The following is an 11647-nucleotide window of genomic DNA, read 5'->3' as shown; positions in this document are numbered from 1 at the left end:
CCAACGAACACGATATCGGCGGGTGGGCGGGCGCAGGGGGACGTCGAGAGGGCGCGGGGGAACGCCAGGAGGACGCAGGGGAACGTGGCGGGGTGCGGATGGGACGTGGAGGCCGCAGGTAGAACGTGTGGATCCGCGAGCGGACCGAGGCGGATCACGGGACGGGCGTGAGGCGGCCCGTCGGCACGGAAGAGTTATTCGGCCGGGGCGACGGATCGCGAACGAATGAGACGGGAACGGGGGGGCGAGAGGGGCCGTGAACCGCGCGTCGATCGACGGGCGGTCCTGAAAGGGGTGGCCGGAGCCGCGAGCGCGTCGCTTTCGGGGTGTGGCGCGCTCGAACGCGAGGACGACGCCGGAACGACGGAGGCGACGGACGACCGAGCGCGGGAGCTGGCCGAGCGGTTCGCGCCGCGGATCTACTTCGACGCGGCCGAGAAGTGGTTCCCGACGGATCCACGCCCCTACGAGAGCGAGCGCGACGGCGAGGCGATCGTCGACGGGTTCGACGCGCTCGACGGCTACCACGAGCGGTTCGACGAGGACGGGGAGCCGCCGAACCCGACGGTCTTCTACCACGTCGTCGAGTACGACGACTCGCCGCTCGCGGCGGTGCAGTTCTGGTACTACTCCGCGTTCGACCAGTTCACGACCAACTTCCACTGGCACGACTGGGAGGTGCTTTCCGTCTTCGTGGACACGGACGACGGGGAGCCGCGTCTCTACGTCGCGAGCTCGCACTCGCGGAGCGTTCCGAACAACGAGTTCCTCGATCCGGACCCGGAGACGACGCCGCGGATCCTCTCCGAGCTCGGCTCCCACTCGAGCGCCCTCTCGGTCAACGAGGTCCCGGACCGCTTCCAGCGAATCTCGACGGAGGGACTGCTCGCGGACATCACGAACACGGCGATAGACGGGATCGAGGACCTCGCGGAGATCCCGCTCGCCTACGGGCTCCCGCGCGACGAGGGGTCCCGACTCCCCTACGTGGTGCCGGAGTACGAGGGGGCGCCGATCTACGAACACGACCGGCTCCCCTCGGTCACCCGCGAGTCCCTGATCGACGAGGAGCTCACGGTTCGCTCGTTCGATGCGATCGAGTCCGTTCCCTCAAGTCTCCCCGAGCGGGAGACGGGACTCGTCTTCGGACACGAGGAGACGGCGGAGACGGAGGGGAGCGAGGCAGGCGGCACGGAAGCGGACGAGGCGGGCGGCACGGAGAACGGAGGGGACGGTGAGACGACGGACGTCGCCTACGAACTGGTTCCGATCGCGGAGATCGAACACATCACTGACTTCACCGGCCCGCAGTTGAGCTTCGAGTTCGCGATCCCGGAGGCGGTCGAGGACGCGATGGCCGGCCACATCACCACGACGGGAACCCCCTGGAGCCAGCCGCGGTTCTCGAACCCGGCGACGGACATCACGGCCGCGAACCATCGACAGTCGCTGGCCGGGGAGTACGCGGCGATCGGCGAGGCGGCCCCGGTCCACACCGTGCTCGCCCGGGTTACGGACGCGGTCGTCGACGAGGAGGCGCCGACGAACGAGGGGATCTCGACCACGGAGTCGTCCGTCGAATCGATCGCGCTCCTGGAGAGCGACCCGGAGGCCGTACCGACCTTCGGCGGCGTCGCCGCCGTGCGGGACGTGGCGGCCGGCGACCACCGGCTCACGGTGAACGGAGCCGGGAGGACGCCCCACAGCGAGCGGGTGAGCGTCACGGAGGACGGCCCGGCGACGACCGCCGGCGTCGACGGGGAGATCCCGCTCGTCGCACGCGAACACGCGAGAAAGCTCGAGGTCACGGACGCGGAGGCCGACGTCGACCTCTCGCGCGTGGCGGTCGAGGACGACTTCGGCGGCCGCATCTACGAGTCGGCGGTCGAGGGATCCGACGCGGTCTACGTCCACGAGGGGGGAGCGTACACGACGGAGGTCCGCGATTCCGACGACGCGGTCGGCGCGTATCGGGTGAATCCGGATCCCGGGAACGAGACGGGGATCCGCATCGATCGCCCCGAGACCGGCAAGGCGTCGCTCGCGAGCTTCGTCGCCGACATCGCCGAGGAGACACACGAGCAGGTGGCGGCACTCGAGGACGGGACGAGCGACGACGGAGGCAGCGAGGACGACGGCGACGACGCTGACGGCGACGGAGGGGACGGTTCCGGGCGAACCGGCACCACGACCGGCGGCGGAAACACGACGTCGGACGGGTCGTCGAACGCGATCACGGGGTTGCGCCGGGCCCTGGAGGCGGTCGCAGAGAGCGCTCGAGCGGCCGCGGAACGGGCGCGGGCCGGCGAGCGCGGGAACGCCGACCGTCGCCTCGAGACGGTCATCGAGCGGCTCGGTCGGGTGAGCGACCGGCTCGCGGCGGCCGAAGGCGACCTGCCGAATCCGATCGCGCGAGCGAGCGAAAACCGGCTCGATCAGGCGGGACGTCGGGCCGAGCAGGCCCGCGAGAGCGACGCGCTGTAGCGGATGCCCGGGGATCAACCGGACGTGGCACCGCCGCTCACGCGTGTTCGATCTCGACGTGCCACTCGTCGTCGGCCACCTGCGTCGTCTCGTAGGTGAACCCGCGGCGATCGAGCACGTCGTAGAGGGGTTCCGGCTCGAAGCCGTTGATCAGCGTCAGTCGCTCGTCGGGGTCGAGGTCCGAAAGGGCCTCCTGGATGCGGTCGAAGGGCGGGTCCTCCGGATCGCGAACGTCGAGTCTGCGTTCGTGAACGCTCATCGAGCGTCGATACGGACGGACCGCAGGTGACGATTCCCTCGAATATGTTCGATCGACGGTCAGGACACGCCGATCCCGTTTCGGCGTCACTCCCGCTTCGGGAACTCCGCGCGGAACTCGTCCGCGGCCTCGCGGGTGACGGCGTACCCCTCCTCGTCGAAAGCCTCGACCTCGGCCGCCATCTCGTAGAACAGCGGCTTCGGCTCGTGGTCGTTGACGATCGTCAGCGTCTCGCCGGGCTCCATCGCGGCGAACGCGTCGTGTATCCTGTCGTGTCGATCGACCGGCGGAACGTCACGGACGTCGAGCGTTGGCATACACTGGCGGATCGGGGGCGGGGACACCTGCGTCTTCAGGCGAACGTATTCGGGGGCGAGACGCGGGTCGGAGCCGGCGCGCTCGGGGGACCCACCGCTCGAGGAGCGGAGCGAACTCGAACCCGACTCAGGCCGGCGTCGAGACGCCCCATCGGACGCGGTCCCACAGGCGCTCGTAGGCGTAGTAGGTCCCGGTCTTCACGACGTTCGCGAGGAGGCCGATGTTCACGGCGTCGTCGAGATCGCCGACGACGAGCCACGCGATACAGACGGTGATCGCCACCATGAGGAGCCGGTAACAGAGGGTCTTGGCGAGCGCTCGACGACGCGAGTGAACGGCGGTTCGCGAGAGTCCCCCGGGCATCGACCGGACGTTTCGGGAGCGAGGACTTATAGATAACCGATAGTGCGAACCTTTCCAACCGTTAGTTACTGTTTTTAGTTACACCGCGGGTGCAGACGGTTTATCACGGCGCTCGACCGATCGGGGATCGATGACTGGACTCACCTGGAAGACGACCGGAGGCGGGATCGACTACACGTGTCCGGGCTTCGACGTCCGGCGCGACGAGGTCCGGTTTCCGGACGGGACGGAGGGCGAGTACCACTACCTTGAGGAGCCCCCGGCGGTGGTGATCCTGCCGTTCACGCCGGCGGGCGAGGTCGTCGTGATAGACGAGTGGCGCCAGGCGGTGGGGCGGGTCAACCGCGGGCTTCCCGCGGGCTCGATGGAGCCGGGCGACGACGGGGACCTCGAGGCGGCCGCGGCCCGCGAGCTGGCCGAGGAGACCGGCTACGCGGCCGACGGCTTCGAGCCGCTTCTCGACGTCGAGCCGTCGAACGGCGTCTCGAACTCGAGACACCAGCACGTCCTCGCGCGGGGGTGCGAGCCGACGGCGGAACGCGACCTCGATCACGACGAGTCGATCGCGGTCGAGGTCGTCGCGTACGACGACCTGCTCTCGGACGTCGTCGACGGCCGGATCGACGACGGGCGCACGGTCACGGCGGTGACGTACCACGAGTTGATCACCCGGTAGCAGCACGTCGACACTCGGCGTACCGGTGTGCCAACAGTTTTCCTCGTCCGCCGCCAACCCGCGTGCATGTCGAGCCACGTCGGTGGACGAACCGCGCTGATCGCCGCCGTCGCGATCGTCGTCGCGATCGGATTGGGTGCCGGCGGCCTCCTCCTCGGGTTCCTCCTCACGCTCGTCGGAGGGGTCGTCTTGACCCTGATCGGGATCGAAGTCACTCCCTCTTTGGGGATCGTCTTGAGCCTCGTGTTCGTCCAGGGGGTCGGCTGTGCGGGCGTGGCGCTCGCGTACGTCCAGGTGCAACCGGAGATTCGGCCGGTCCTCCGCGAGCGTCTCGGGGTCCCGATCGACGCGACCCGCTTTTCGATCGGCGCCTCCGTCCCGAACCTCCGCGAAGCCCTCGTCGTCGCGGGAGGGTACGTGCTGGCGTTCGCGGGGGCGCTCGCCGGCGCGTTCGCGATCACGGCCTACCAAGCGCTCTCCGGAACGAGCCTCGAGACCGGGACGAACCAGGCCGCCCAGATCGGCATGGAGAACCCCGAGGTCCTCCTGCTTCTCATCCCCGCGTCGATCCTCCTCATCGGCCCCGGCGAGGAACTGCTGTTTCGCGGCGTCGTCCAGGGCCGGCTCCGGGAGGTCTTCTCGCCGGTGACGGCCATCGTGGCCACGAGCGTCGTCTTCGCGGGCCTCCACTGGTTCGCGCTCACCGGCGGCTCCGCGACGGGCAACCTCGTGAGCATCGGCGTGTTGATCGTCCCGAGCCTCGTCTTCGGGGCCAGCTACGAGTACACCGGAAACGTCGTGGTCCCCGCGCTCATCCACGGCGTCTACAACGCGACCCTGTTCACGCTATTGTACGTCACGATCGCGTACGCGGACGCGATTCCGGGAGGGATCGCGATGGCCGCCGCGGCGTTTTGAGGCGGCGGCCGTCGACCTCCGCCACCCGCCGAACGGCACGGCGATCGGGGAGAAAACATCCTCGTCGGGCGTCACTCCCGCCGTTTGACCTCGTGTCGGCCGAATCCGTACCGCAGCCGGTTGGCGAGCCGCCGCGAGAACCGTCCCTCGTTTCGCGAGTCGAACCGCTCGGCGAGCGCGTCGTAGATGAGCGGGACCGGAACCTCCTGTTCGAGGGCCTCCTGAACCGTCCAGGTTCCCGTCGAGCCGCCGGCGACGTGGTCGGCGACGTCTCCGAGGTCCGAGCCCTCCTCGCGGAACGCCTCCTCACACAGCTCGAGGAGCCACGAGCGGACGACCGCGCCGTTGTTCCACGTGCGCGCGATGGACTCCATGTCGAGGTCGAAGCGGCCGTCGTGAAGCAGCTCGAAGCCCTCGCCGTAGGCCTGCATCAGCGCGTACTCGACGCCGTTGTGAACCATCTTGACGTAGTGGCCGGAGCCCGACTCGCCCATCCGATCGTGGCCGTCCGGGCCGGTGGCGACGGCGTCGAGGACGGGCGTCATCGCCTCGTAGGCCCACTCGGGGCCGCCGACCATGAGCGAGAAACCCGCCTCGGCGCTGGCGGGGCCGCCGGAGGTGCCACAGTCGAGGTAGGCGGCGTCGGTCGCTCCGGCCCGGCGCATCGACGCCTCGAAGTGTGAGTTGCCGCCGTCGACGACCACGTCGTCGCCGTCGAGGCGGGGCTCGAGGTCCTCGAGCGTGGCGTCAACGGGGTCGCCGGCCGGCACCATGAGCCAGATCCGCTTTCCGTCCTCGCGTCCCGAATCGAGGCGGTCACACAGGTCGTCGACGGAGTCGGCCGGCTCCGCGCCGGCCTCCGCGGCCGCGGCGGTCGCCTCCGCCGAGAGGTCGAAGGCGACCACGTCGTGGCCCGCATCGAGGCAGCGATCGACGACGATCCGTCCCATCCGGCCCAAGCCGATGACGCCAAGGTGCATACGCGTCGAATCACGAGGACGGGCCCTATTGGTTGCGATCGGCGACGAGAGGGGATTCGGCGACGAAAAACGAGCGGGGGCCGTCGGCGACGAGAACGATCGGCGACGAGAGGGGGTATCGCCGGAGAGTCGGGACGGACCGGCCGTCTAGACGTCCCGACGCTGGTACCGGTTGCGAAGCAGGATCGCGGTGGCGTTGAGAAGCAGCATCATCGCGAGCAGCACGACGACGCCGGCGGCGACCACGCCGTAGCGGAACTCGGGTTGGGGCCGCGCACGCCAGTTGTAGATCTGCATCGGCATCGCGCTGACGCTGTCGAAGAGCGTCGTGGGGACGCTGAAGACGCTCGTGGCGGCGCCGATCATGATGAGCGGCGCGGTCTCGCCGATCGCGCGCCCGAGCGCGAGGATCGTCCCGGTGAGAATGCCGGGCAGCGCCTGCGGGAGCGTGACGTTCTTGAGCGTCTGCCACTCGCTCGCGCCCATGCCGCGGCTGGCCTGTCTGTAGGAGTCGGGGACCGCCCGCAGCGCCTCCTGGGAGGAGACGATGACGATGGGCAACACGAGCAGTCCGACCGTGAGCCCGCCCACGAGAACGATCCCGCTCTCGAGGCCGATCCCGCGGACGAAGACGGCCAGTCCGAGCAGTCCGTAGACGACCGAGGGAACGCCGGCGAGGTTCGCGATGTTGATCCGGACGAGCCGGGTGACCCGGTTTTCGGGCGCGTACTCCTCCAAGTAGATCGCCGCGCCGATCCCGATGGGGAAGACGGCGAAGATCATCACGGAGAGGATGAGGAGCGAGCCGACGATGGGCGCGAGGAAGCCGGCCTCCGCGGGGGTCCGCGAGGGCAGGCTCGTGAGGAACTGCCAGTCGACCCACGACCCGTGTTCGGGATCGAGGATCGAGAAGGCGTCGACGGCGACGTACGCGAGGAGGATGGCCATCATCGCGATCCCGGAGATCGCCGCGATCAACAGGATCGCCGCGAACGACCGGTCGCGAAGCGACCGGTAGAGCGGCTCCCAGCCGCTCTCGCGGAAGGGGTTGTCGCCGGGCTCGGAGCCGGAGTCGGAGCCGGCAGCGGGCCCGTTCCCGGCGCCTCCCGCATCGACCTCGGCGCTCATCGGTACTCCTCCCGGAGCCGGTCGCGAATGACCTCGGCGCCGATGTTGAGGCTGAAGGTGAACACGAACAGGACGAGCCCGAGCGCGAACATCGAGTAGTAGGCGGGCGTCCCGCCGCCGCCCTCGGCGTGTGCGACGTTCACCATCGCGGCCGTGATCGTCTCGCTCGACTGCATCAGGTTCTGATCGATCTCGAGGATGCTCAACATCCGCGGCGTCTGGCCGGCCGCGACGGTGACGGCCATGGTCTCGCCGATCGCCCGCGAGAGCGCGAGCACGAACGACGAGAAGATTCCGGAGACGGCCGCGGGGACGACGACGCGAACGGAGGTGTCGAACTTGGTGGATCCGAGCCCGTAGGCGGCCTCTCGGAGGTCGTCGGGGACCGCCGACAGGGCGTCCTCGGAGATCGACGAAACCATCGGGATGATCATCACGCCGACGACGATCGACGCCGAGAGCGCGTTGAACGTGCTCACGGGCAGCCCGATCCGCTCGAGGAAGGGCGTGATGTAGACGAGTGCGAAGTAGCCGTAGACGATGGTCGGGATCCCCGCGAGGATCTCGAGTGCGGGTTTGAGCACCGAGCGCACGCGCTCGCTTGCGAACTCCGAGAGGTAAAGCGCCGCGGCGAGTCCGGTCGGCAGCGCGATGATCGCGGAGACCACGGTGATGAGGATCGTCCCGCTGAGAAGCGGGAGGACGCCGAACTTGTACTCGCCGCCGCCGGTCAACTGCGTCGGCTTCCACTCGGTGCCGGTCAGGAAGTCGACGACGGGAACCTGCGCGAAGAAGGTCGTCGCGTCCTTGAACAGCGTGAGGATGATGCCGAGGGTGATCAACACGGTGGCGACCGCACACACGAGGAAGACCCCCTTGACGGCCCGTCCGATCCGCCGCTCGCGGTCGGAGCGTTCGCCGATCGCGGGACTGGTCGTCATCGGATCACTCGCTTACCGCGTCGTCGATCTTCGCGAGGTTGTTCTCGATCTCGTCGTCGTTCATCGGGACGTAGCCGATGTCGTCGGCGACGATCGACTGGTCGCCGGTCAGTTCGATGGCGAACCGCATGAACGGCTCGAGTGCCGGGTTCTCCGTAAGCTTGTTGCCGTTGACGTACCAGAAGATCGGCCGCGAGAGCGGGTACTCGCCGGTCGAGGCGGCCTCCAAGCTCGGTGCCGTACAGCCGTTTCCGCCGTCGACGTCGAGCGCCTTCACCTGATCCTGATTGTTCGTGTAGTAGGAGAAGGGGAGGTACCCGTGGGCGTACTCGCTCCCCTCGACGCCGGAGGCGATGATGTCGTCCTGTTCGGTCCCCTCGAAGTCGTCGCGGATCCGGCGGAACTTCCCGATGACCTCCTCGGTCCAGTAGTCGAAGGTCCCGCTCGTGGTGGCGGGCCCGTACAGCTCGAAGGGTTCGTCGGGCCAGTCCGAATTGACGTCCGACCACAGCTCGTTTTCGGCCTCGGGGTCCCAGATCTGTCCGAGCTCGTCGATCGTCATGCAGTCGACCCAGTCGGCCTCGTTGTTGACGATGGCCGTCAAGGCGTCGCCGGCACACTGGATCTCGATCGGCTCGAAGCCGTTCTCGCGACACCGCTCGACCTCCTCCTCGAGGATGGGCCGCGAGGCGCCGTTGATGTCGCTGTCGCCGGGGATGAAGAACTGCTCGAAGCCGCCGGTCGATCCGTCCGAGGAGACGGAGATGTTCACGTCGTCGGTCTCGCGCTGGTACTCCTCGGCGACGGCCTCCGAAAGCGGGAACACGGTACTGCTGCCCGTGATCCGGATCTCGCGATCCTCGCCGCCGCCCAGACAACCGGCGAGGCCGAACGTCGCAGCCGCCCCTGCGGTGGTGAGGAATCGTCGACGCGTTCCGGTCGAAACGCGATCGCCGCGGTTGGACACGTCCATCACTCCCATCAACTCGAGTGAAAGGGATGAACGCTACTATTAGCGGTATCTATTCGATATAGAGGTATATAGAGATATATAGTCGCGAAGAGTGTGTGCAGAATCGGCCTACTCGTAGTCCTCGTAGGTCGGCCGGCCCGCCTCTGGCGGGAACTCGTCGACGGGCGCCGTCGTCTGGTCGCCGCTTTCCATGTCCTTGATCGTGACCTCGTCGTTCGCGAGGTCCTGTTCTCCGACGATCACGGTCGTCTCCGCGTTGATCGAGTCGGCGTAACCGAGCTGGCCGCCGAAGCCGCGGTCGGCGACGTCCGCCTCGACGACGTGGCCGAGATCGCGGAGCTCGCGTGCGATCCGCGCGGCCTCAGCGCGCGTGTCGCCGACGGTGAGCACGTAGTAGTCCGTCGACAGCTCCTCCGCGGGCCAGACGCCGGCACGTTGACAAAGCAGCTTGAGCGTCGCGTGTCCGGGAGCGACCCCCACGGCCGGGGTGGGCTGGCCGCCGAAGCTCTCGATCAGGTCGTCGTAGCGTCCGCCGCCGAAGACGGAGCGGGACACCTCGCCGGTCGAGTCGAAACACTCGAAGACGACGCCGGTGTAGTAATCGAGCCCGCGCGCGGTCGTCAACGAGACCTCACAGAACTCGCCCGCGCCGAAGTCGTCGGCGGCCGCGAGGACGTTCCGCAGGTTCTCGACGGCGGCCTCGACGTCCGCGCCGCCCGCCTCGGCCACCGCGTCGAGGTCCTCGACCGCGTCGACGCCAGCGATGAGGTCGTCGAAGTCCCGAGCGGTCCCGCGCTCCAGGCCGGCCTCCGAGAGGAGGGTGAGGTACTCCGCCTCGTCGATCTTCGCGCGCTTGTCGACCGCGCGGATGGCGGCGGCGGCGTCCACCGCGTCGGGGTCGGCCGCGAGCGCGCGGACCAGCCCGCCGAGGATGTCACGGTGGGAGACGCGGAACTCGAAGTCGTCGCCGGTGAGGCCGAGCCCGGTGAGCGCGTCCGCCGCGACCGCGAGCACCTCCGCGTCGGCCTCGGGCTCCGCGGACCCGAAGACGTCGATGTTCGTCTGGTAGAACTCGCGGAACCGGCCCTGTTGGACCTGCTCGTACCGCCAGAACGGGCGCGTCGAGAACCACTTGATCGGCTTCGAGAGCTCCTGGCCGCGCGCGACCACCATGCGCGCGACCGTCGGGGTGAGCTCCGGGGTCATCGCGACCTCGCGGTCGCCCTTGTCGACGAACGAGTAGAGCTCCTCGACGATCTCCTCGCCGGATTTGTCCGTGTACATCCGGGTGCGCTCGAGCGCGGGCGTGGCCACCTCGCGGAAGCCGTAGCTGCGGGCGGCGGCCTCCACCGTGTCCGTCACCTCGCGGCGGGCGGACTGCTCGCCCGGGTAGAAGTCGCGAAACCCCTTCAGTCGGTCGTACATACGCCGCGGTTCGGCGAGCGAGCGCTTGAAAGCATCCCTTCGCGGACGGGAACGAACGCCGGGAGGGAGCCGAGCGGGGAGAACGGGTCGACCGCGGGTCGAAACCCGATCGGGGCCTCGATCGATGGGTCCGCGATCCGCTTTGGCCGATGGGTCGGCGATCGGTCCTCAGTCGGTCCGACCGCGGACGTACGTCTGTTCGTGGTCGGGGAAGACCTCGGCGACGGCGTCGACGTCGTGGGTCTCCGCGAGGAGCGCGCGCAGTTCGTCCTCGTAGTCGGACTTCTCGATCTGCTCGCTGGGGCCGGACTCGACGTCGAAGGTCACCTCCGTCAGCCGGTCGACCGCGTTGCGCCCGAACCCCGAAAGGGGCGCGAGGTAATCGACGTCGTGGCGGTCCTCGAGGCTCTGTGCCTGCGCGCGCGAGACGGTCGGGACGCGATCGTCGCGTCTGGTTCCGTCCGCGACGGCGTCGACGTCGAGCTCGGCGATGGTCTCGAGGGCGTGTTCGTGGACGTGCTGGATGCCGTTTCTGGGGTAGCCGTCCTCGTACATCCGGTCGACGGCCTCGCGAGCGGCGGACTCCTCGAGTTCGATCCGCTCGAACGGGAACCCGAGCTCGGCGGCCGCGCGCTCGGCGTGTCGCCAGTCGTCGGTGATCCCGAAGGTGCCGGTCACACAGCGGACGTCGTAAAACCGGTCGAGGAGCACCGCCGAAAGCGAGGAGTCCTTGCCGCCGCTGTACAGGAGGGCCAGCTCCATCCCTCGAGTCACCGATGGCGGATGTCGAAGCTCTTCTGGTCGGGCTGGAGCTCACGGAGGAGCTCCTTCATCTGGTCCTCGTCGATCCGTCCCTGGACGCGACCGCTCTGGGCGAGCGCCGCGACCTGCTTTTTCACCCGCGCGGCGAAGTCGGGTTTCGACATCTCGACGGCGTTGAGCCGCTGGCGGGCCCCGTCGGTGAGGTGCTGTTTGAGGACGGCCTCCTGTTGTGCCTCCGCGCGCTCGCGGGCGGCGTCCTGGGCCTCCTGGTCGGCGCCGCCCTGCTGGGCCTGGTCCTGCAGTTCCTGCATCTTCTGTTCGCGCAGTTCCTCGAGCCGTTCGTCGTCGGGTGCGTCGCTCATACGGATCCCTTTCGGCTACTCGTGAAAAACCATTTCGGAGGCGCGAACCGATCGCGGG

General features: G+C 68.6%; 13 protein-coding genes. 3 read left to right on the top strand and 10 right to left on the bottom strand.

Going from position 1 to position 11647, the window contains the following annotated elements:
• Nucleotides 1-225 precede the first annotated feature (225 nt).
• Entirely contained in the window at nt 226-2484 is a 2259-nt protein-coding gene (locus ACZ5YD_RS10155) for a hypothetical protein (RefSeq protein ID WP_379743570.1), read from the top strand.
• A gap of 37 nt (nt 2485-2521) precedes the next feature.
• On the opposite strand, the gene ACZ5YD_RS10150 is transcribed toward ACZ5YD_RS10155, so the two are convergent.
• The 3 genes from ACZ5YD_RS10150 to ACZ5YD_RS10140 form a co-directional block, all read right to left on the bottom strand.
• Complete coding sequence (locus ACZ5YD_RS10150) at nt 2522-2743, bottom strand: DUF2249 domain-containing protein (RefSeq protein WP_379743573.1); 222 nt, start codon at nt 2741-2743, stop codon at nt 2522-2524.
• 86 nt (nt 2744-2829) lie between these two features.
• Complete coding sequence (locus ACZ5YD_RS10145; RefSeq protein WP_379743576.1) at nt 2830-3060, bottom strand: DUF2249 domain-containing protein; 231 nt, start codon at nt 3058-3060, stop codon at nt 2830-2832.
• Nucleotides 3061-3187: 127 nt separating this feature from the next.
• Entirely contained in the window at nt 3188-3424 is a 237-nt protein-coding gene (locus ACZ5YD_RS10140; RefSeq protein WP_379743579.1) for a DUF2061 domain-containing protein, read from the bottom strand.
• A gap of 130 nt (nt 3425-3554) precedes the next feature.
• On the opposite strand from ACZ5YD_RS10140, the gene ACZ5YD_RS10135 reads away from it, so the two are divergent.
• Together ACZ5YD_RS10135 and ACZ5YD_RS10130 are read left to right on the top strand one after the other, a co-directional pair.
• On the top strand, nt 3555-4100 hold the full coding sequence (locus tag ACZ5YD_RS10135) for an NUDIX hydrolase (RefSeq protein ID WP_379743582.1): 546 nt from the start codon (nt 3555-3557) through the stop codon (nt 4098-4100).
• Nucleotides 4101-4166: 66 nt separating this feature from the next.
• Nucleotides 4167-5018: a CPBP family intramembrane glutamic endopeptidase gene (locus ACZ5YD_RS10130; protein WP_379743585.1), complete on the top strand. Its 852-nt coding sequence runs from the start codon at nt 4167-4169 to the stop codon at nt 5016-5018.
• A gap of 71 nt (nt 5019-5089) precedes the next feature.
• Here ACZ5YD_RS10130 and ACZ5YD_RS10125 read toward each other — a convergent pair whose 3' ends face one another.
• The 7 genes from ACZ5YD_RS10125 to ACZ5YD_RS10095 all read right to left on the bottom strand — a co-directional run bounded on the left by ACZ5YD_RS10125 (nt 5090) and on the right by ACZ5YD_RS10095 (nt 11589).
• A complete protein-coding gene (locus ACZ5YD_RS10125; RefSeq protein WP_379743588.1) occupies nt 5090-5998 on the bottom strand; it encodes an NADP-dependent phosphogluconate dehydrogenase in 909 nt (302 codons plus the stop codon).
• Between the two features lie 147 nt (nt 5999-6145).
• Complete coding sequence (gene pstA / locus ACZ5YD_RS10120; protein ID WP_379743591.1) at nt 6146-7126, bottom strand: phosphate ABC transporter permease PstA; 981 nt, start codon at nt 7124-7126, stop codon at nt 6146-6148.
• Entirely contained in the window at nt 7123-8067 is a 945-nt protein-coding gene (pstC, locus tag ACZ5YD_RS10115) for a phosphate ABC transporter permease subunit PstC (protein WP_379743594.1), read from the bottom strand. The genes pstA and pstC overlap by 4 nt, the downstream gene beginning before the upstream one ends.
• Nucleotides 8068-8071: 4 nt before the next feature.
• On the bottom strand, nt 8072-9040 hold the full coding sequence (locus ACZ5YD_RS10110; protein ID WP_379743597.1) for a PstS family phosphate ABC transporter substrate-binding protein: 969 nt from the start codon (nt 9038-9040) through the stop codon (nt 8072-8074).
• 108 nt (nt 9041-9148) lie between these two features.
• Nucleotides 9149-10465 (bottom strand): histidine--tRNA ligase, encoded by a 1317-nt coding sequence (hisS, locus tag ACZ5YD_RS10105; RefSeq protein ID WP_379743600.1) that lies wholly within the window; start codon nt 10463-10465, stop codon nt 9149-9151.
• A gap of 168 nt (nt 10466-10633) precedes the next feature.
• Nucleotides 10634-11227 carry a DUF7411 family protein gene (locus ACZ5YD_RS10100; RefSeq protein ID WP_379743603.1) on the bottom strand — a complete coding sequence of 198 codons (594 nt, stop codon included), beginning with the start codon at nt 11225-11227 and terminating at the stop codon, nt 10634-10636.
• Nucleotides 11228-11235: 8 nt separating this feature from the next.
• On the bottom strand, nt 11236-11589 hold the full coding sequence (locus ACZ5YD_RS10095; RefSeq protein WP_379743606.1) for a DNA-binding protein: 354 nt from the start codon (nt 11587-11589) through the stop codon (nt 11236-11238).
• Nucleotides 11590-11647: the final 58 nt, after the last annotated feature.

The sequence above is a fragment of the Halopenitus salinus genome, from assembly GCF_055397165.1.
This window is presented reverse-complemented; position numbering and strand designations above follow the sequence as displayed.